This is a genomic window from Sedimentibacter saalensis (genome assembly GCF_007830175.1).
Classification (GTDB): domain Bacteria; phylum Bacillota; class Clostridia; order Tissierellales; family Sedimentibacteraceae; genus Sedimentibacter; species Sedimentibacter saalensis.
Genome location: NZ_VLKH01000015.1, coordinates 38,054 through 57,405, shown reverse-complemented (window position 1 = coordinate 57,405; position 19,352 = coordinate 38,054). Strand labels below are relative to the sequence as shown.

General features: G+C 36.9%; 22 protein-coding genes and 1 other annotated feature. Of the genes, 20 read left to right on the top strand and 2 right to left on the bottom strand.

Annotated elements, in window-relative coordinates; genetic code table 11:
• The 3 genes from LY60_RS17495 to LY60_RS17485 all read left to right on the top strand — a co-directional run.
• Window positions 1-483, top strand: a 483-nt coding sequence (locus LY60_RS17495; RefSeq protein ID WP_281291885.1) for a carboxyl transferase domain-containing protein, incomplete at its 5' end; no start/stop codon positions are given.
• Between the two features lie 10 nt (window positions 484-493).
• Window positions 494-775, top strand: a complete 282-nt coding sequence (locus LY60_RS17490) for a sodium pump decarboxylase subunit gamma (protein WP_145086957.1) — start codon at window positions 494-496, stop codon at window positions 773-775.
• Window positions 776-791: 16 nt separating this feature from the next.
• The gene (locus tag LY60_RS17485; protein ID WP_145086954.1) at window positions 792-1,205 is read left to right on the top strand and encodes a biotin/lipoyl-containing protein; all 414 of its coding nucleotides are present in this window, start codon (window positions 792-794) and stop codon (window positions 1,203-1,205) included.
• A 280-nt stretch (window positions 1,206-1,485) separates the two neighbouring features.
• Here LY60_RS17485 and LY60_RS17480 read toward each other — a convergent pair whose 3' ends face one another.
• Complete coding sequence (locus LY60_RS17480) at window positions 1,486-1,878, bottom strand: nucleoside triphosphate pyrophosphohydrolase family protein (RefSeq protein WP_145086951.1); 393 nt, start codon at window positions 1,876-1,878, stop codon at window positions 1,486-1,488.
• Window positions 1,879-2,034: 156 nt separating this feature from the next.
• Between LY60_RS17480 and LY60_RS17475 the strand changes: the two genes are divergently transcribed.
• From LY60_RS17475 to LY60_RS17460, 4 genes are all read left to right on the top strand, one after another.
• The gene (locus LY60_RS17475) at window positions 2,035-2,472 is read left to right on the top strand and encodes a protease complex subunit PrcB family protein (RefSeq protein WP_170226290.1); all 438 of its coding nucleotides are present in this window, start codon (window positions 2,035-2,037) and stop codon (window positions 2,470-2,472) included.
• 280 nt (window positions 2,473-2,752) lie between these two features.
• Entirely contained in the window at window positions 2,753-3,448 is a 696-nt protein-coding gene (gene ftsE, locus LY60_RS17470; protein WP_145086946.1) for a cell division ATP-binding protein FtsE, read from the top strand.
• On the top strand, window positions 3,429-4,334 hold the full coding sequence (gene ftsX, locus LY60_RS17465) for a permease-like cell division protein FtsX (protein WP_145086943.1): 906 nt from the start codon (window positions 3,429-3,431) through the stop codon (window positions 4,332-4,334). The genes ftsE and ftsX overlap by 20 nt, the downstream gene beginning before the upstream one ends.
• A 9-nt stretch (window positions 4,335-4,343) precedes the next feature.
• Complete coding sequence (locus LY60_RS17460; RefSeq protein WP_145086940.1) at window positions 4,344-5,468, top strand: murein hydrolase activator EnvC family protein; 1,125 nt, start codon at window positions 4,344-4,346, stop codon at window positions 5,466-5,468.
• A 113-nt stretch (window positions 5,469-5,581) separates the two neighbouring features.
• Here LY60_RS17460 and LY60_RS17455 read toward each other — a convergent pair whose 3' ends face one another.
• On the bottom strand, window positions 5,582-7,147 hold the full coding sequence (locus tag LY60_RS17455; RefSeq protein WP_145086937.1) for an ATP-dependent metallopeptidase FtsH/Yme1/Tma family protein: 1,566 nt from the start codon (window positions 7,145-7,147) through the stop codon (window positions 5,582-5,584).
• A gap of 300 nt (window positions 7,148-7,447) precedes the next feature.
• On the opposite strand from LY60_RS17455, the gene infC reads away from it, so the two are divergent.
• The 13 genes from infC (at window position 7,448) to LY60_RS17390 (ending at window position 19,350) form a co-directional block, all read left to right on the top strand.
• On the top strand, window positions 7,448-7,957 hold the full coding sequence (infC, locus tag LY60_RS17450) for a translation initiation factor IF-3 (protein ID WP_040583762.1): 510 nt from the start codon (window positions 7,448-7,450) through the stop codon (window positions 7,955-7,957).
• 18 nt (window positions 7,958-7,975) lie between these two features.
• Window positions 7,976-8,170 carry a 50S ribosomal protein L35 gene (rpmI, locus tag LY60_RS17445; protein ID WP_019229347.1) on the top strand — a complete coding sequence of 65 codons (195 nt, stop codon included), beginning with the start codon at window positions 7,976-7,978 and terminating at the stop codon, window positions 8,168-8,170.
• Between the two features lie 27 nt (window positions 8,171-8,197).
• The gene (gene rplT, locus LY60_RS17440; protein WP_019229348.1) at window positions 8,198-8,548 is read left to right on the top strand and encodes a 50S ribosomal protein L20; all 351 of its coding nucleotides are present in this window, start codon (window positions 8,198-8,200) and stop codon (window positions 8,546-8,548) included.
• Between the two features lie 589 nt (window positions 8,549-9,137).
• Window positions 9,138-10,493 carry a TrkH family potassium uptake protein gene (locus LY60_RS17435; protein ID WP_170226289.1) on the top strand — a complete coding sequence of 452 codons (1,356 nt, stop codon included), beginning with the start codon at window positions 9,138-9,140 and terminating at the stop codon, window positions 10,491-10,493.
• A gap of 10 nt (window positions 10,494-10,503) precedes the next feature.
• Window positions 10,504-11,145, top strand: a complete 642-nt coding sequence (locus LY60_RS17430) for a potassium channel family protein (protein WP_019229510.1) — start codon at window positions 10,504-10,506, stop codon at window positions 11,143-11,145.
• A gap of 2 nt (window positions 11,146-11,147) precedes the next feature.
• A complete protein-coding gene (locus LY60_RS17425; protein WP_145086933.1) occupies window positions 11,148-11,939 on the top strand; it encodes a TrmH family RNA methyltransferase in 792 nt (263 codons plus the stop codon).
• Window positions 11,940-12,000: 61 nt separating this feature from the next.
• Window positions 12,001-12,222: a binding site (T-box leader), on the top strand.
• A 280-nt stretch (window positions 12,223-12,502) separates the two neighbouring features.
• On the top strand, window positions 12,503-13,525 hold the full coding sequence (pheS, locus tag LY60_RS17420; protein ID WP_145086929.1) for a phenylalanine--tRNA ligase subunit alpha: 1,023 nt from the start codon (window positions 12,503-12,505) through the stop codon (window positions 13,523-13,525).
• 9 nt (window positions 13,526-13,534) lie between these two features.
• Window positions 13,535-15,928 carry a phenylalanine--tRNA ligase subunit beta gene (gene pheT / locus LY60_RS17415; protein WP_145086926.1) on the top strand — a complete coding sequence of 798 codons (2,394 nt, stop codon included), beginning with the start codon at window positions 13,535-13,537 and terminating at the stop codon, window positions 15,926-15,928.
• A gap of 136 nt (window positions 15,929-16,064) precedes the next feature.
• Window positions 16,065-16,802 carry a prolipoprotein diacylglyceryl transferase gene (gene lgt / locus LY60_RS17410; protein ID WP_145086922.1) on the top strand — a complete coding sequence of 246 codons (738 nt, stop codon included), beginning with the start codon at window positions 16,065-16,067 and terminating at the stop codon, window positions 16,800-16,802.
• Between the two features lie 173 nt (window positions 16,803-16,975).
• The gene (locus tag LY60_RS17405; protein ID WP_145086919.1) at window positions 16,976-17,257 is read left to right on the top strand and encodes a GIY-YIG nuclease family protein; all 282 of its coding nucleotides are present in this window, start codon (window positions 16,976-16,978) and stop codon (window positions 17,255-17,257) included.
• 240 nt (window positions 17,258-17,497) lie between these two features.
• On the top strand, window positions 17,498-17,935 hold the full coding sequence (mraZ, locus tag LY60_RS17400; protein ID WP_019229505.1) for a division/cell wall cluster transcriptional repressor MraZ: 438 nt from the start codon (window positions 17,498-17,500) through the stop codon (window positions 17,933-17,935).
• A gap of 12 nt (window positions 17,936-17,947) precedes the next feature.
• Window positions 17,948-18,877, top strand: a complete 930-nt coding sequence (gene rsmH / locus LY60_RS17395; protein WP_145086916.1) for a 16S rRNA (cytosine(1402)-N(4))-methyltransferase RsmH — start codon at window positions 17,948-17,950, stop codon at window positions 18,875-18,877.
• Window positions 18,878-18,879: 2 nt separating this feature from the next.
• Window positions 18,880-19,350: an FtsB/FtsL family cell division protein gene (locus LY60_RS17390; RefSeq protein WP_145086913.1), complete on the top strand. Its 471-nt coding sequence runs from the start codon at window positions 18,880-18,882 to the stop codon at window positions 19,348-19,350.
• Window positions 19,351-19,352: the final 2 nt, after the last annotated feature.

The window sequence follows — 19,352 nt, the reverse complement described above, 5'->3', positions numbered from 1 at the left end:
CTTCTTACACTGATGGATGTACCGGGATTTTTGCCGGGAACACATCAGGAATACGGAGGAATAATAAGACATGGAGCAAAAATGCTCTATGCGTATTCAGAAGCAACAGTACCAAAGGTAACAGTAATAACAAGAAAAGCATACGGCGGGTCATACATAGCAATGTGCAACAAGGAACTTGGAGCCGACATGGTGCTTGCATGGCCAACAGCAGAAATAGCAGTAATGGGACCGGACGGAGCAGCAAACATAATATTTAAAAATGAAATAGCTGAGGCTGAAGACCAGAACGCAAAACGTAAGGAAAAAATAGAGGAATACAGAAATACAGTGGCAAATCCGTACACGGCAGCAGCAAGAGGCTACGTGGACCAGGTAATAGAGCCATCAGAAACAAGAAAAAGAATAATAAGCGCATTTGACATGTTGTCAGGCAAAAGAGAATTAAGACCTGTAAAAAAACATGGCAATATTCCTCTGTAAGGGGGCATGTATGAGTTTTTTAAGCAGTTTTTTCAAAAAAAAGAATGATGAAGAGCCAGAAAAGGTCCTTGAGAATCATGCAACAACAGAGGATGAAGATGAAATTGCCGCTGTTATAGCTTCTGTGCTTGCGTCAATGGATGAAGAAGAAGAAACAGTGGCAGCAATAACAGCTGCTATAGCAATGATGCTTGGAACTTCAGCCAATGATTTCATAGTGAGAAACATAAAAAGAACACCTGAAATGGACCCAATATGGGCAGTGGCAGGAAGAATGAAGTTAATGAGATAAAATACGGAGGAATAGAATGAAAAAATTTAATGTGACAGTAAACGGCAAATCATATGCTGTAGAAGTAGAAGAAGTAGGAGCAGGACAGGGTGGATTCACATATGCTCCTGTACAACAATCACCAGCAGTACAGGCGCCGGCAACGGCTCCTCAGATTTCCCCGGCAGTGGCTACCCCGGCACCAAAAGCAGCTCCTGCTCCTTCAGGACCGGTTTCAGGAGAGCTTTTGACAGCACCAATGCCTGGAACAATTCTTGATATAAAAGTTACTGAAGGCCAGACTGTAAAGGCCGGAGACATTGTATTGATTCTTGAAGCAATGAAAATGGAAAACGAAATTGTGTCTCCTAAGGATGGAGTTGTTAATAAAATCCATGCTTCCAAGTCTTCAACAGTAAGCACAGGAGATCCGCTGGTAACAATAGGCTAGTTTTTACAATTAAGAATTAAGAGTTAAGAATTAAGAATTGAATTCTTGAAACAAAAAAACTTAGGCAAAGCCTAAGTAAGACTATTGACAAACCCTGATTCTACAAACCGTAGGGGCGGATTTTGTATCCGCCCGTGTAATTAATTCAATAATTTTGTTATCTTCGGGAGGACAGTAGTCCTCCCCTACATTGTTGAATATTAACTTTGTCATCAACCTGAATTAGGCAATCCTAAGTTTTTTTATATCTTAAATTATTAATTCTTCATTATTTATTGTACTAAAGGAGGTTGTATATACCCAAGGTTTTAAGATGATCGAATTTTTTGGCCATTATGCTTTCAAAATCAAGATCTAGGGCTTCACACATGGACGCAATATAAAATAATAGTTCACCCATTTCTTCTTCTATTTTATCTCTGCATTTAGGACATAGAGTTCCTTCTATATGAGTATCCAAGTCCAGCTGATTTTCCTCCAGTGTTTTAGACGGTGAATATAGCTGTTTAGTTGCATGTATTTCAATGCAGCCGCAGTGTGTTGCAGATTTAAATACAGCTCTGTTGAGCATTGAAGTTTGTTCATCCAGCTTAGTGACAATATCCAGTATGCTTTTATTCAAAAGCTGCAAATTAGCTGTTAAATTCTGAAATTCATTACAATCGCAAGACATATTTTCAACTCCTTTCTTATATAAAATTATACTTAAAGACAAGCTTAGATGTCAAATACTTTATTATCACATTTTGTAAACAAACTGTGGCTATTTTAGCATAAATCATAAACATCAGAATAAAATATAAAGAAATATATATATAGGGGGATGTTTATGAAAAAAATAGTTACTGCAGTTGCGATTGTTGTTTTTATAGCTGCTATTTTGTTTTTTTTCAGATACTTCAGAGGAAAGGGTGCACAGGATGTGAACTTTGAAAGCATTGAACCGGAAAATATTCCAAGGCAAATCAGCGAAGTTCTTCCTAACTACAGAATGAAGGAAAAGGCCCTGGTATGCAGAATCAACGATGAAATTTATGTTGTTGTAACAAGAGGCGAAAAGAGCACAGCCGGATATGACGTTGAAATCGACAAACTCACTTTAAGCGATGAAGAAGGGGAAAAAGTGCTGACCGTGTATGCAAAATACACTGATCCGAAGCCCGGTGATGTGACAGCACAGATTCTTACATATCCTTTCACGGTAGTCAAGACAGATATGACAGAACTTCCTCAAAAGGTTGTTTTAGAAAAAGAATACAAAAATTAATTAAGAGTTAAGAATTAAGAATTATAAGATTAATTGAAGGTAAGTTCTTAAGTCAACGAAAAGTTGTTGTGCTGATAGCATTATGCAATTTGTGTCGTTGATTTTAAGAACTTATCTTTTTTTATGCATACTTACAGGTTTCGTTTTTATATGTCAAATTTTTTTGGTATATCCAAAAATAAACATTTCATTTTATGCAAAAATAAAGTAAAATAGAATAATAATAGTTGTAATTTTGTCAAAATGTGTTATATAATAGTAAGTGGTAAGAGGTGGAACAGTGATAGAATTTAATAACGTTTCAAAAACATATAAAAAAGAATTTACAGCAGTTAAGAATATTAACTTAAAAATAGATAAAGGCGAATTTATATTCATAGTAGGAAAAAGCGGCGCAGGAAAAAGTACTCTCATAAAATTGTTGCTACGAGAAATTTCTCCAAGTGAAGGAATCATTAATTACAACGGACTTGACATAAACAAAATAAGAAAAAGAAGTGTTGCTGAGTACAGGCGCAAAATTGGCTTTGTTTTTCAGGACTATCGTCTTCTTCCTAAAATGACGGTTTATGAGAATGTGGCATTTGCAATGGAGATGATATGCTGCAGTGCAAAAAGCATTAGGCGTGAAGTTCCGTTGGTGCTTAGCATGGTTGGATTAAGCGACAAGGCAAAATATTATCCGGACGAGCTGTCAGGCGGTGAGCAGCAAAGAGTTGCCATAGCCAGGGCAGTTATTAACAAGCCTGAGACCATAATTGCAGACGAGCCTACGGGAAATCTTGACCCGGAGACATCAAAGGAAATCATGAAAATCCTCACAGAAATTAATAAAAGAGGGACAACAGTTATAATGGCAACTCATGACAGGGAAATAGTTACACGCTACCAGAAAAGAGTCATTGAGCTTAAACACGGAGTCATTATCAGAGATATCAAAGCAGGGGGATATACAGATGAACCCAAAGAAAATTAAATATATATTCAAACAGGCATTAAAAAGCATGTGGAGAAACAGAATGATGGGACTTGCTTCCGTTGGATCTGTTACAGCAGTATTGATAATACTTGGTTTTGTGCTTATAGTGGTTTTAAATGTTAACAATGTTGCATTGGTAACAAAGGAAACATTTGATGAAATAGCTGTCTACCTGGATGATGATATCAGTGAAGATCAGATTAAGGAAATGGGCGATTCGTTCAAGGAAATAGATGGTGTGCTGGGAGTTGCTTTCCAGACCAAGGACTATGCCCTGGACAAGCTTAAGGAAGATTGGGGAAAGGATGCGTTTCTCCTGGAAGGTTTGAGGGTGAACCCTCTGCCAAACACTTATATTGTGCAGCTCAAAGATGTTTCCATGTCTGAGCAGGTCATTTCAAAGCTTGAGACATTTGAAGGCGTCGAGGATGTGCAATATTACAAGGATGCTGTAAACAGCCTCATAAAAATTGCTGACTTTGTAAAGAGGTTGGGAGCAGGACTTATAATAATGCTTTTGTTGATAAGTATCTTCATTATTTCCAACACAATTAAAATTACAGTGCTTAACAGACATAAGGAAATAGAGCTGATGCAGTATATTGGAGCAACAAACGGATATGTTAGAGGACCTTTTATGATAGAAGGCATTTTGCTTGGTCTTATTGGTTCACTGGTGGCAATTTTAATAATTTCACTTGGATACAACTACATTATCAACTATCTTGCAGGCCGTTATGTGGCGCTTTTATCTGGAATTTCCGGATACATGGTTGGAGTTGAGATGATTCTCAACGATTTGATAATAATATTTTTAACCATAGGAATAGGCATTGGAATATTAGGAAGCCTTGTTTCATTGAAAAAATTCTTGAGTGTATAGGGGTGTGTCATGTTTAGAAAAAGTATAGCTTTTACATTGCTCATGGTAACTGTGTTAAGTTTATTTCCGGCTGCGGCAGGGGGAAGTATTGCAGATTTACAGTACAAGCAGCAGCAAATCGAAAAACAGATTGCTAATATAAGAAAACAGGCTGATGCTCTTAAGGGCGAAAAGAAAAGCGTACAGCAGGAAATAGATGTCTTGGATGGTGAAATCAGAGCTTTAACATTGGAAACTGATAGCTATGAGCTGGAAAAGCAGGAAATTACAATGAAAATTGCTGAGTCCGAACAGAAAATCGCTGAACTCAACAATGAAATCGACAAAAACAATAAAATTTTAGAAGATAGATTAAGAGTTATGTACAAACAGGGAACATCAGGTTATATGGAAGTAATATTGAATTCTGAAGATTTGGTTGATGCTCTCACAAGGCTTGACATGATTCAGCTCATAGTTCAAAGCGATATTGATTTGTTAAAAAGCATAAGCGAACAAAAAACAGAAGTTGAAGAACTAAAAATTTCTCAGGAAACAGAAAGGCTTGAACTTACTCAAGTCATAAACCAACTGGCTGCAAAGCAAAATGAAGTTGAAATTGCTTCGCGTTCAAAAGAAACATATATGTCAAAACTTCAAAGCAACTTAGCAGAAATTCAAAGACAGGAAGCTGCAATGGAAGCACAGTCTGCTCAAATTGAAAAAGACATTATAGCTGCTCAGCGAGCAGTTGAGTACGCAGGCGGTGAAATGGCATGGCCTGTTCCCGGACAATACAGAGTAACATCAAACTTCGGAGGAAGAGCTGACCCAATAACAGGTGTTTGGTCTAGCCACGGAGGAACAGATATAGCAGCTCCTTACGGAACAGCAATAGTATCGGCAAATGACGGAGTGGTAATTTTTGCAGGATGGCATTATTCATACGGAAATTACATAATAGTTGACCATGGCGGCGGAATTGCAACATTGTACGGTCACTGCTCTAAATTATATGCAAGCAAGGGACAAGCAGTTTCAAGAGGCGAAACAATTGCGGCTGTAGGTTCAACAGGATATTCTACCGGAAATCACCTTCACTTTGAAGTCAGAATAAATGGTGTAAGAACTCAACCAATGGACTACCTTAAGTAAGCATATGTATTTACCACAAATAGTAGGGGCGGATCTTGTATCCGCCCGTTTTATTAATTCAATAATTTTATTATTTGCGGGAGGACACGAGGTCCTCCCCTACATTTTATTCTTCAAACCAGCGCTTTTTTCTTCTTTGTGTCTTCCATGAGTTCGTCAAGCTGGTCTGCATTCATTATTTCATTTTTAATGAGGTATTCTGCCACCTTTTCAACAACCTGCTTGTTTTCTCTTATGGTGTGTAGCGCCCGTTCATATGTTTCCTTTATCATGTCTGCAACTTCATCTTTTATGCTGTCAAGATAATATTTGAAGACTCTTTCATCAATACATGTGTTCTGTGTGTTTTTACCCATGCCGTAGCTGCAGATTATTTCATACACAATGTTTGTGGATTCTTTTATGTCATTGGAAGCTCCCGTAGATACTTCACCTAAGAACACTTCTTCGGAAGCTCTTCCGGCTAAAAGTACTGCAACCTTATCGCACAGTTCCTTTTTAGTATATAAGTATTTGTCTTCTGTGGGGAACTTCAAAACATACCCCAAAGCCTTGTCTCTTGGTATTATGGATATTTTCTGTACCTTGTCGATGTTTAGAATTTTAGCTGCAACTGCATGACCTGCTTCATGGTAGGCAACTATCCTTTTTTCTTTTTCTGAAACAGTTGAATGCCTGATTTCAAGTCCGGCAGCAACTTTTTCAATTGCAAATTCAAAGTTTTCACTGTTTATTTTTTTGCTTTTGTCTTTTATTGCTTTAAGAGCGGCTTCGTTTGCAATATTTGCAAGCTGTGCGCCTGAAAAACCATGAGTCTTTGTGGCAATGTCCTTAAGAAGTACTTTTTTGTCAAGAGGTTTGTTCTTTGTGTGCACTTCCAGGATTTTCAGCCTTGAATAGTAATTGGGGTTACCCACATAAATTTTGCGGTCAAAACGTCCCGGCCTCAGCAGTGCTTCGTCAAGCAAATCCATGCGGTTGGTTGCAGCAACAACAATAACATTGCTCGTGTTGTTGAAACCATCAAGTTCTATTAACAGCTGGTTTAATGTCTGGTCTTTTTCGTTGTTGCTTTCGGAGTTCCTTTTGGCACCAAGAGCGTCAATTTCATCTATGAATATGATGCTGGGAGCTTCTTTTCTTGCTCTTTCAAATATCATCCTTACTCTTTTTGCTCCAACACCAACATATTTTTCAACGAATTCAGAACCGCTTGAATATATGAATGTTGCTTTTGCTTCTCCTGCAATGGCCTTAGCAATTAAAGTCTTACCTGTTCCCGGAGGACCGTACAAGAGTATTCCTCTTGGAACTTTTGCATCCATGGATTTGTATTTGTCTTCATTGTTTAAAAAATCAATGACATCCATTAAATCATCCTTGATTTCCTCAAGACCTGCAACATCATCAAATCCAATTTGTATTTTTGGCTCTTCGGTTTTCTTTTTTTCAAAATAAGTTGTTGAAGACACAGTTTCATTTGACTCTTCAGGGAACATGTTTGAGCTGTTGTCGTTTTTTTTGCCTGATCTTTTCATGGATTTTATCATAAAAGCAGCATATAAAAGCATGGGCAGAAAAAATATTAATGGTATGGAATATTTATCTGATACTATTAAAATAATAATATTATATACAACAAAAGAAATTGTTAAAAATAAATATTTATTTTTTTTCATTTTACCTCCTCATGATGTTATGTTATAATGATGATGAAATTATCATTTCCATAACCAAAAAACTTATAACATTTTATAATAAATAATTGTTGACAATTATTGTAATGTTGTATATACTAATTAAGGAATCAAGAAGAAGTGACCGCTTCTCACCTTACGGCGTTATTATTACTGCCAGTATGGTTAATAAATACATACACTAGTTTTGTGTTGTTTAAGATAGCGGTGATTGGGCTGTCTTTTTTATTTTATAAATAATAAAGCAGGAAATAAGTTTCAGTTTATACTTAGGAGGTGTAAATTATAAAAGAACTTCAAATTAACGAACAAATTCGTGAAAAGGAAGTAAGAGTCATTGACTCTGATGGAAGCCAGCTGGGCGTAATCAGTACAAAAGAGGCATTGAAGATTGCAGAAACCAAGAAACTGGATCTGGTGAATGTATCACCAACTGCAGAACCTCCGGTTTGCAGAATCATGAACTACGGAAAATACAAGTACGCTCAGGCTAAAAAAGAGAAAGAATCTAAGAAGAAGCAAAAAGTAATCAATATAAAAGAAATCAGAATGACTCCGAATATTGAGGAACATGACCTTGCTGTTAAGGCAAAGAATGCGTCGAAATTCCTTGAAGACGGCGACAGGGTAAAAGTAGTTGTGCGTTTCAGAGGAAGAGAGCTCGGACACATGGATGCAGGAAGAGTTGTGTTGATGCAGTTTGCTGAGATGACATCTGAATATTCTACTATAGACAAATTACCAATAGTTGAGGGCAAAAACATGACAATGTTTTTAGCACCAAAAAAATAACATTAAGGAGGAACTGTTATGCCAAAAGTAAAAACTAACAGATCAGCGGCAAAAAGATTTTCTAAAACTGGAAGTGGACAAATTAAGAGGTCTAGAGCTGGAAAAAATCACTTTACAGGAAAAAAAGCTTCTAAATCTATAAGAAACTTAAGAAAAAGCACATTGTTATCAAGTGCAGACATGGACAGAATCAGTAAAATACTACCATATTAATAAGATTGGACACAGGAGGAAAACAAAATGGCAAGAATTAAAAGAGCTGTAAATGCTAAGAAAAACCATAGAAAAGTATTGAAACTTGCTAAAGGATACTACGGAGCAAAGAGTAAATTATATAAAACAGCTAATCAGGCAGTAATGAAATCACTGTCATATGCATATGTAGGAAGAAAGTTAAGAAAGAGAGAATTCAGACAGCTTTGGATTGCAAGAATCAACGCTGCAGCTAGACAAAACGGTTTGTCATACAGCAAATTCATAAATCTTTTGAAAACTAACAACATAGAAATCAACAGAAAAATGTTGTCTGAAATGGCAGTTTATGATCCAGCCGGATTCACAAGCCTTGTACAACAAGTTAAAGCAAATTAATAGCCGAAATGAGACTGTGAAAAATGCAGTCTTTTTTTATGCCCTAACCCTGTTTTTCCGACCGTAGTGAGAGAAAAACAGCGGCAGGTCAAACGCAACGAAATCCCAATTTATGCGACCGTAGGGAGCAGATAAATTGGTGATTGAGACTGCGCTATGCCCTAACCCTGAGAATTACAGTTTTGTAGGGGAGGACTACTGTCCTCCCGCAAGATAACAGCAAGACGGGCGGACACAAGGTCCTCCCCTACATAATGGTTAATATCGGTTTTGCAGTGAATTAAAATTAGTAAACGAAACTGCGCTATGCCCTAACCCCTACAAACCGTGGTTTCAGGTTCATTGCAGTTGCCAATATTGTCGATGCGTAGGGGAGGACCTCGTGTCCTCCCGAGGTTTTGTTAGTTAATATTAGCAATAAACAATAAATTTATAATCCCAAGTTATGCATCGTGAATTCTGGTGTTGAAACAATTTGTCGGCAATAAATTTATGTTGAAAAATAACACAAAAGTGTTATAATCTAATGACATAGTAATGCATAAATCATATTAGTTTGTGCATTTTATGATATATGAGGTAAAATCAAATGAAAAAAATATATAATGTTGTATGCGGCGTTAAAAGAAACCCTTACATGGTTTTCTTTCTTGGGTTTACAACAATCATTTTAATAGGAGCGATTCTCCTTACGTTGCCTGTTGCTTCACAAAACGGCAGAAGTGTAGGCTTTGTCAATGCTCTTTTTACGGCTACATCAGCAGTTTGCGTAACAGGGCTTGTTGTAGTTAATACAGCTTCCCACTGGACTGTCTTTGGCAAAACAATTATTGTGATGCTCATACAGGTAGGCGGGCTTGGAGTAATGACAATGACAGCTTTGATTTCGTTCTTCATTGGAAAGAGAATGTCCTTAAAAACAAGGGTATTTATTATGGAAGAACGAAATGTGGATGAACTTCAGGGTGTTGTAAGACTGACAAAGAATATTCTCATATTCACATTTGCAATTGAACTTATTGGAGCAATATTGTTTTCCTTTGTGTTTATAAGAGATTATGGAATTCAAAAGGGCATTGGATTTTCTGTGTTTCATGCAGTTTCATCCTTTTGTAACGCAGGCTTTGACCTTATAGGTAACAGCATGATCAACTATGTAGACAATCCGGTTATAACTCTTGCAGTCTGCGGGCTTATTGTGATTGGTGGTATAGGATACTACGTATTCTGGGATGTATATGAAACAAAAAAATTTCACATGCTGACACTTCATTCAAAGCTTGTTATTGTTATTACGGCAACACTTTTAATAGGCGGAACAATAATGATGTTCGCGCTTGAACACAACAATCCCGAAACAATGGGCAACTTAAGTTTATCTGGTAAAATTCAGGCTGCAATATTTCAGGCCGTAAATCCCAGGACTGCTGGTTTTAATTCTATTCCAACAGAAAAAATCAGAATGTCAACTGCGGTTTTTACTATATTTTTAATGTTCATCGGAGGTTCGCCGGCGTCTACAGCAGGTGGTATTAAAACAACAACTTTCGGAGTGCTGATTGTATCTTTTTATAATCTTGTAAAGGGTAAGAGAGATTTTGAGGTTTTTGAGAGAAGAATAACTCCTGATACAACCATAAGGGCTGCTGCCATTTTAATGATTTCATTGCTGCTTGTAATAGTTGTATCATTTGTTCTTGCCATTACAGAAGAAGCCACAGGTTATGATTTTCTGGATATGTTGTTTGAAACTGTATCAGCCTTTGCAACAGTTGGTCTTTCTAAAGGATTAACTCCATATTTAAGCGATGCCGGGAAGCTTATACTTTCATTGGTTATGCTTATTGGAAGAGTTGGGCCAATGACAGTTGCATATGCGTTTTTAAAACAAAATAAGAATATAGGTAATTATACTTATCCTGAAGGAAAAGTAATAATCGGTTAAGGAGAATAACATGAAACAGATAATAGTAGTAGGATGCGGAAGATTCGGATCTTCCGTTGCAAAGACACTTTCTAAACTTGGACATGACGTAATGGTTGTTGATCAGAACCCTGACATAATAAAGGATATTTCTGAATATGTGGCTCATGCAGTTCAAATGGATGCATTGGATGAACCTTCATTCAGGACCATGGGAATCAGAAACTTTGATGTTGCAGTAATAGCAATAGGTTCTGATTTGGAAGCTTCCATAATGGCTACACTCATAGCAAAAGAAGCAGGGGTTCCCACAGTTATAGCCAAAGCCATGAGCGAAATTCACGGAAAGCTTTTAATGAAAATAGGAGCAGACAAGGTTATTTATCCTGAAAGGGACATGGGCATGCGTGTTGCTTTTGGTCTTGTGACTCCAAACATACTGGATGTAATAGAGTTTTCTCAGGATTACAGCATTATTGAAACTGTAGCTCTTGAAGAATGGGAACAAAAATCATTGAAGGAACTGAATCTTTCAGACATGACAATTATTGCCATCAAGACTGGTGAACGTATAAACATTGTTCCTTCATCAGATGCGGTAATAAAAAAAGATGACATTGTAGTAATACTTGGAAATAACGACAACCTGAAAAAAATAAGTGAAAAAAGGTAAACATGGATTTAATAACAAGCAAGGATAACTTAAAAATTAAGTATGTGCGTTCATTAAGCTCAAAAAAATTCCGTGACCAGGAAAATTCATATGTGGTGGAAGGAATTAAGTTTGTGGGAGAAGCAATAACTGAAAAAGCAAATATAAAATTTGTTTTATTCAGTGAAAGTGCTTTGGATAAAAATGAAGCAAAGACTATGGAAAATGAACTTAAAAAAGTTAATGCTGATGTGATTGCATGCACAGACATTGTGTTTGATGCTGTCTCAGATACCATTAATGCTCAGGGAGTTCTAGCAGTAATAAAAAAGAATGACATAGATGATATAAAATTGCTTAAGAACTTTAATTTTGCTGTTATGTGTGACCGCATTCAGGACCCGGGGAATTTGGGAACAATCATAAGGACTGCTGATGCATTCGGCCCTGCCGCTGTTATAATGAACAAGGGCTGTGTGGACCAGTACAATCCAAAGGTTGTGAGAGCTTCTGCAGGTGCCATATTCAGAGGAAATTTCATTCATGGTGATGATGAAGAAATAATAAGAGGATTATATGAGCAGGGGTTTAAAATTTATTCAACAGTAGTGGAGTCTGATTTTACATTTGATGACATTGAAAAATCTGATAAAATCTGTGTTGTCATTGGAAATGAAGGACAGGGAGTTTCCCGGGAAATAATAGAGGCTTCCCATATGAATATTACAATTAAAATGTCAGGAAGAGCAGAATCCTTGAATGCTTCAATAGCAGCAGGAATCAGTATTTATGAAATAAGAAAAAAACTGTTGTAAAATAAATATTTATTTGATATAATCGGATTATTAAAGCTTAGAAGCTTTAAATAGAATTGAATATCAGGCAATGAAAAAGACGTAGGTATAAAATAAAGTTTTTACAGAGAATAATCATCTAGGCTGGAAATGATTTAAAACATTTATGCTGAACATTCGCTTTGGAGCTTGCGGGATGAAACAAAGTAGTCCTGCACGGTCAGACCGTTATATAAATGAGGCTTTTATAAAGATTTTCTTTATAAGAGCAAATTAGAGTGGTATCGCGGACTCCGCCTCTTACGAGGTGGAGTTTTTTTATGACCTAACCCCATTGTTGCGAGCGATAGCGAAGCAAGAATGGCAGGTAGGTCAAACGCAACGAAATCCAAATTTATGCGACCGGAGGGAGCCGATAAATTTGTGATTGAGACTGCGGACCGCTGATGACCATCAAAAAAATTGTCAAGTCAGTGGTAGATTAACGAAACTGAGTTGTTTGCAACTCAATATATTAGGGTAGAAGAATGAGTTAATGCTTATTCTGAACAATATTTGATTAATGGAATATGAAAGGAGAATTCATGAAAGAGCAACTTTTAAAATTAAAGACAGAAGCATTGGAACAGTTGAAACAATGCAACGATAATGCTGATATTGAAAAAGTAAGAGTTCAGTACTTGGGTAAAAAAGGAGAGTTGACGGTAATATTAAGGTCAATGGGTTCTTTATCCGAAGAAGAAAGACCCGAAATGGGAAAACTGGCAAATGAAGTAAGAGCAATAATAGAGGAAGAAATTAAACAAATCAAGGAAAAGGCATCACATCATGAATCAGCTGCAAAGCTTAAAACAGAAACACTCGATATAACTATGCCGGGAAGAATCCCTGAAATAGGCAGAAGACATCCTCTCCTCAAAGTTAAGGAAGAACTTGAGAGCGTGTTTATGCGCATGGGATACGATGTTATAAGCGGACCTGAAATTGAAACAGTGGCCAACAACTTTGACGACCTTAATGCACCATATGACCATCCTTCAAGAGACTGGTCAGACACATTCTACATAGCAGATGACTTGATTTTAAGAACACACACTTCACCGATGGAAATAAGAGTAATGAAGGAAGGCAAACTTCCCATCAGAATGGTTTCCACAGGAAGAACATTCCGTTTTGACGATGTGGATGACACACATTCACCAATGTTCCACCAGATGGAATGCCTTGTTGTTGACAAGGGAGTTACAATGGCAAATCTTAAGGATTCCATAGACCAGTTCGTAAAAGAATTGTTCGGCAGCGACATGAAGACACGTTTCAGACCGCACAACTTCCCATTTACAGAACCAAGTGCCGAAGTTGACGTTTCATGCCCAATATGCATGGGCAAGGGCTGCCCTTCATGCCATGGAACAGGATGGAGCATGGAGCTTTTAGGCTGCGGAATGACTCATCCAAATGTTCTCAGAAACTGTGGAATAGACCCTGAAGTATATTCCGGTTATGCATTTGGAATGGGAATAGACCGTGTTGCAATGGTTAAGTATGGAATTCCAAACATAAGACTTTTGTTTGAAAATGATGTAAGATTCTTAAAACAATTCTAGGAGGTTAAAATGTTAGTACCTATTAAATGGATGAGCCAGTATGTTGACATTAACACGGATGACAAGACATTGGCTGACAAATTGACACTTACAGGATCACACGTTGATGCTGTTATTGATTATAATAAAGAAGTAATAAATGTTAAAACCGGAAAAATTCTTGAAATAAAACAACATCCAAATGCTGATAAGCTTGTTGTAACTCAAATAGACATAAACGAAGCAGAACCTGTACAGATAATAACAGGAGCTAAAAACATATCAGAAGGAGACATTGTTCCTGTATCACTTGAAGGAGCTGTTCTTCCTAACGGACTTAAAATAAAGAAAACAAACTTCAGAGGACTTCCTTCATACGGTATGATGGTTTCCTACGAAGAACTTGGATTCGAAGATAAACTAATACCAAAGGAATCTAGGGACGGTATAATAATTCTTCCAAAAGACACTCCTCTCGGAAAAGACATAAAGGAAGTTCTGGAGTTAAACGGAAGTGCTCTGGAAGTTGAAGTTACATTCAACAGACCGGATTGCCTGAACATAGTGGGAATGGCAAGAGAAACAGCAGCAACATTGGGAACAAAGTTTAAATTCCCTGAAATTTCTGTTAAAAATGAACAAGGCGACATAAAAGATTACTTAAATGCTGTTGAAATTGAAGATGAAGATTTGTGCAGCCGTTTCTATGCAAAAGTAATCAAAGACATAAAAATAGGACCATCTCCATTATGGATGCAAAGAACACTCATGGATGCAGGAATGAGACCTATAAGCAACATAGTTGACGTAACAAATTACGTAATGCTTGAACTTGGTCAGCCTCTTCACGCGTACGACCTTGAAGCACTGGAAGGAAGAAAACTTGTTGCAAGAAGAGCAAAAAAAGATGAAAAAATAGTTACCATAGATCAGACAGAAAGAATATTAAAGGAAAACATGCTTGTTATTGCTGATGCTGAAAAACCTGCCTGCATTGCAGGAGTTATGGGCGGATTTAATTCAGAAATAAGCGACGATACAAAGGTAATGGTACTTGAAAGTGCAAACTTCAACCCTAAATCCATTAGAGAAACCTCAAAGAAGCTTGGAATGCGTTCTGAAGCTTCAGCAAGAAATGAAAAGCCAATGGGACACATGATGGTTGAACTTGCCAGCCTCAGAGCTTGTCAGCTCATAGAGATGATCGGGGCAGGAACTGTTGTCGGCGGATATCTTGAAGCAGGCAAAAATGATTATGACGCTCCTATAGTGACATTGAGACCATACAGAAGCGAAATGCTTCTTGGAGTTGATATTCCTGTGGAAGATATGCTTAAGTCTCTTAACACTCTTGAAATAGAAAGCACATTTGACGGAGAGAAAATAATCAGCAAAATTCCTTATTTCAGAACAGACATTGAACAGGAAGCAGATCTCATTGAAGAAGTTGGAAGACTTTACGGTTTTGAAAACATTGAGTCAAAACCTCTTACAGGAAGCACAAGAGTAGGAAGAAAATCCGAAATCCGTCTTCTTGAAGATGACATGAAGACAATTGCATGCGGTATGGGACTTTATGAAATTACAACATATTCATTCATAAGCCCTAAGACATATGACAACATATGTGCACCTGCGGACAGCCCACTTAGAAATTATGTTAAAATACTTAATCCTCTGGGAGAAGATTTCAGCTCCATGAGGACAACATTGATTCCAAACATGATGGAAGTTATTCAAAGAAACTCAAACAGAGGCGTTGATGATGCGAAACTGTTTGAAATAGGAAGCATTTTCATTCCTAAGTCTCAGCCTGTTACAGAAGAACCTTATGAAAAGCAGAAGCTTTGCATTGGAATGTACGGCAATTACGACTTCTATGACCTTAAGGGAATTGTTGAAGGAATACTGTCAAGATTTGGAATAAAATCATCAATCAAGGCAGTGAAAGACAACTCCACATTCCATCCCGGAAGAACAGCAGGACTTTTCATCAATGACGAGCTTGTTGGAATCTATGGAGAAGCAAGCCACCAGACAATTGAAAATTACGGACTTGACCACAAGGTTTATATAGCTGAAATTGATGTTGAAAAAATCCTTGAAAACAAAAACACAGAATGGAAGTATGAAGCTCTTCCTAAATATCCATCAATGGTGAGAGACATTGCTGTCATAGTAAAGGACGAAGTACTTGCAGGTGAAATGGAAGAAGAAATTAAAAATGTAAATCCTCACCTCATTGAATCAGTAAAACTGTTTGACGTATACAAGGGAGAACACATTGAAGAAGGCTACAAGAGCACTGCATTCTCTGTAACTTACAGAAACAAGGAACGCACTCTGAAAGATAAGGAAGTGGAAAATATCCACAACAAAATTCTTCAGGTTCTTAATAAAAAGTTTGAAGCAACATTAAGATAAATAAGAGGCATTTTAATGAGATCCCTCATGGCGTTCATCGCGTGAAGGATCTCATCTTATGTTGACTAATGAAGAATATAATTATATAATGGTTAATGTTGAATTTGGAAATACTAAAGAAAGATAAGGAGGCAATATGAATCCGGTAGCGTTTACGATATTTGGCGTTGATATAATGTGGTACGGGGTGCTCATATCTACAGGAGTACTGTTAGGAGTTGTTTTTGCTTTAAAAGAATGCAAAAGAATTGGATTTAAAGAAGATAACCTTCTGGACTTTTTACTGTATGCAATTCCGGCAGCTATAATTGGTGCCAGAGCATATTATGTAATATTTTCATGGGATTTCTACAGCAAGAATCCTGATCAGATTATAAACATAAGAAACGGCGGACTTGCAATTCATGGAGCACTCATAGCTGGCGTGATTGTGGGAGTGTTGTTCTGCAAAAAAAGAAAAATTAAAGTATTGGAGCTCCTTGACATAGTTATGCCAAGCGTTGCTTTAGGCCAGGCCATTGGAAGATGGGGAAACTTCATAAACCAGGAGGCTCACGGTGGCCCTACAGATTTGCCTTGGGGCATAATAGTAAACGGCCAGAAGGTCCACCCCACATTCTTGTATGAATCAATCATAGATTTATGCATATTCCTATTTTTAATGTGGTTCAGAAAAAACAAGAAGACAACAGACGGTCAGGTCCTGGGGCTTTACCTGATATTTTATTCTGCAGGAAGGTTTTTTGTTGAAGGACTGAGAACAGACAGCCTCATGTTTTTAGGAATGCGTGTTGCACAGCTCATAAGCCTGGGCTCAATACTGTTAGGAGTCATTTTGTTGGTTTACTTAAATAAAAAGAAAGCACAAAAATAACAGACGCTGTCATCCTGAACGAAGTGAAAGATGCCCTAACCCTATTTTTCAGATTTTTTTCTGAAAAATAGCGGTAGGTCATTCGCAATGAGCACCAAATTTATATGAACGTTAGTGAATAAATAAATTTGTATGCGAAACTGCGGGATCTCATTTTTGAAAGGCGGATTAACATGTACTATATTTATATTTTAACCAATAAATATAACAAGGTACTTTATGTTGGAGTGACAAATGATTTAATTCGCAGAATATATGAGCATAAGAACAGCCTAGCTGATGGGTTTACGGCAAAATATAAAGTACACAAGCTTGTTTATTATGATTGTACAGAAGATGTGATTTCAGCTATAACAAGGGAAAAGCAAATAAAAGGCTGGACAAGAGAAAAGAAAATAAAACTAATTGAATCAATGAATCCTGACTGGAAAGATTTATGGTCAGATTTGAATTAAAGATGAGATTCTTCGCTGACGCTCAGAATGACACAATACCTTCGGTATTGCAAAGTGAAAATACGGTAACGTATGACGCTGTCATCCTGAACAAAGTGAAGGATTTTTTTTTATGCGGTTGACAGCTCAGAAATTTCTACATGTATTTGTGGAGCAAAAAAATTTTTTTTATGTTTTTTAAAATAATTGTGGTAAATAATACCCACAATGTGGTATAATGTGCCCAGTAGGTGGTAGAAAATGTTTACTGGTGAATACATACATTCATTTGATGAAAAGGGAAGAGTAATAATACCTTCCAAGTTTAGAAATGAGTTAGGCGAAACGTTTTATATAGGTAAAGGACTGGATAAATGTTTATTTGTTTATCCTATTGAAACATGGAACGAATTCGTCGGTAAACTTAGAAACCTGTCAACTTTCAATAAACAGGAAAGATTTTTTTTAAGACAGTTTGTTTCCGGATTTTCTGAATGTTCTTTCGATAAACAGGGAAGAATACTGGTACCGCCGCAGCTGAGAGAATTCAGCGCATTAAACACCGAGGCTGCTATAATAGGGGTTATAGACAGAATCGAAATCTGGAACAAAGAAAGTTGGAATGATTACTCCAACAATGACGAATTTGATTTTGACAGCATAGCAGAAAAGATGTCAGATTTGGGGATAGGATTATAAAGGAGGAGTCACATGGATTATATACACAAGTCAGTATTGTTGGACGAATCAATTGAAGGGCTTAACATTAAGACAAATGGAATTTATGTGGATGCTACCTTAGGAGGGGGAGGGCATACTCAGGAAATACTAAAAAGAGCTGTTGATGGAAAAGTAATCGGTATTGACCAGGATGATTATGCCATCGAAAGAGCAAAAGACAAATTAAAGGAATTTAAGAATTTCATACCTGTTAAAAATAACTTCAGCAACATAAAAGAAGTTTTAGAGGATTTAAATATAGAGAAAGTAGACGGAATTATTTTTGATTTGGGAGTTTCGTCATTTCAATTGGATATACCTGAAAGAGGGTTCAGCTACAATTACGATATGCCTCTTGACATGAGGATGGACAAAAACCAGACAACAACAGCAAGGCACATTGTAAATGGATACGAGGAACACGAACTGTCACGGATTCTTTGGGAATACGGTGAAGAAAAGTGGGCTGCAAGAATAGCCAAGTTCATTGTACAGGAAAGAGAACATGAGTTCATTGAAACAACAGGACAGCTTGTTTCAATAGTAAAGAAGGCTATTCCAAAGCAAGTGAGGCAGGAAGGGTCACATCCTGCTAAAAGGACATTTCAAGCCATAAGAATTGAAGTGAACAGAGAGTTGGAGATACTTGAAAACACAATGAAGGATGCTGTTGACTGCCTGAACGTTGGCGGCAGGATTTGTGTCATAACATTTCATTCATTGGAAGACAGGATTATAAAAAATGCATTTAATGACCTTAACAAAGATTGCATTTGTCCTCCTGAATTTCCAAAATGCATGTGCGATCACAGGCGCAAATTAAAAATCATAACAAGAAAACCAGTGCTGCCATCTGAAGAAGAATTGGTCGAAAATCGCAGAGCACACAGTGCAAAATTAAGAATAGGCGAGAGGGTGTAATTATGTCGGCTTTGAGGAAAGAAGCAATTGAATTTGATTATGGACAAGATACTGAGCAATATTCTCAAAATAAAAGAAGAATAAAAAGAAAAAAGAATAATAATGTTATAGAAAGCTTTAAAAACACAGTCATGCTTGCTGTTACATTCATACTCGGAATTTTAATTGTTTATAATTATGCTGTCATTACAGATAAGCAAATGGAGCTTAATACATTGAATAAAGAAATTGTTAACCTTAATGACGACATAGATCAATACAATATTGCTCTGGAGAGTATTAAAAACACTAACAGCATTGAAGAAATGGCAAAGGCTTATCTGGGAATGAATTACCCTACAAGAAAACAAACTGTATTTGTTGACTTTGCATATGGAAATGAAGAAACTACCGAAGATGAAACTGAAGTACTTGCAGAAGATGAAAATTTATTTGTTGGATTGCTTGACAAGGTAGTAAGTTTCATTAGATAGGG

Coding starts and splice junctions, on each gene's coding strand:
- LY60_RS17480 (WP_145086951.1), bottom strand. CDS start 1,878: ATGTCTTGCGATTGTAATGAATTTCAGAATTTAACAGCTAATTTGCAG.
- LY60_RS17455 (WP_145086937.1), bottom strand. CDS start 7,147: ATGAAAAAAAATAAATATTTATTTTTAACAATTTCTTTTGTTGTATAT.
- mraZ (WP_019229505.1), top strand. CDS start 17,498: ATGTTTACTGGTGAATACATACATTCATTTGATGAAAAGGGAAGAGTA.
- rsmH (WP_145086916.1), top strand. CDS start 17,948: ATGGATTATATACACAAGTCAGTATTGTTGGACGAATCAATTGAAGGG.
- ftsX (WP_145086943.1), top strand. CDS start 3,429: ATGAACCCAAAGAAAATTAAATATATATTCAAACAGGCATTAAAAAGC.
- LY60_RS17475 (WP_170226290.1), top strand. CDS start 2,035: ATGAAAAAAATAGTTACTGCAGTTGCGATTGTTGTTTTTATAGCTGCT.
- LY60_RS17460 (WP_145086940.1), top strand. CDS start 4,344: ATGTTTAGAAAAAGTATAGCTTTTACATTGCTCATGGTAACTGTGTTA.
- LY60_RS17430 (WP_019229510.1), top strand. CDS start 10,504: ATGAAACAGATAATAGTAGTAGGATGCGGAAGATTCGGATCTTCCGTT.
- LY60_RS17435 (WP_170226289.1), top strand. CDS start 9,138: ATGAAAAAAATATATAATGTTGTATGCGGCGTTAAAAGAAACCCTTAC.
- rpmI (WP_019229347.1), top strand. CDS start 7,976: ATGCCAAAAGTAAAAACTAACAGATCAGCGGCAAAAAGATTTTCTAAA.
- LY60_RS17390 (WP_145086913.1), top strand. CDS start 18,880: ATGTCGGCTTTGAGGAAAGAAGCAATTGAATTTGATTATGGACAAGAT.
- LY60_RS17425 (WP_145086933.1), top strand. CDS start 11,148: ATGGATTTAATAACAAGCAAGGATAACTTAAAAATTAAGTATGTGCGT.
- LY60_RS17490 (WP_145086957.1), top strand. CDS start 494: ATGAGTTTTTTAAGCAGTTTTTTCAAAAAAAAGAATGATGAAGAGCCA.
- LY60_RS17485 (WP_145086954.1), top strand. CDS start 792: ATGAAAAAATTTAATGTGACAGTAAACGGCAAATCATATGCTGTAGAA.
- lgt (WP_145086922.1), top strand. CDS start 16,065: ATGAATCCGGTAGCGTTTACGATATTTGGCGTTGATATAATGTGGTAC.
- pheS (WP_145086929.1), top strand. CDS start 12,503: ATGAAAGAGCAACTTTTAAAATTAAAGACAGAAGCATTGGAACAGTTG.
- pheT (WP_145086926.1), top strand. CDS start 13,535: ATGTTAGTACCTATTAAATGGATGAGCCAGTATGTTGACATTAACACG.
- LY60_RS17405 (WP_145086919.1), top strand. CDS start 16,976: ATGTACTATATTTATATTTTAACCAATAAATATAACAAGGTACTTTAT.
- rplT (WP_019229348.1), top strand. CDS start 8,198: ATGGCAAGAATTAAAAGAGCTGTAAATGCTAAGAAAAACCATAGAAAA.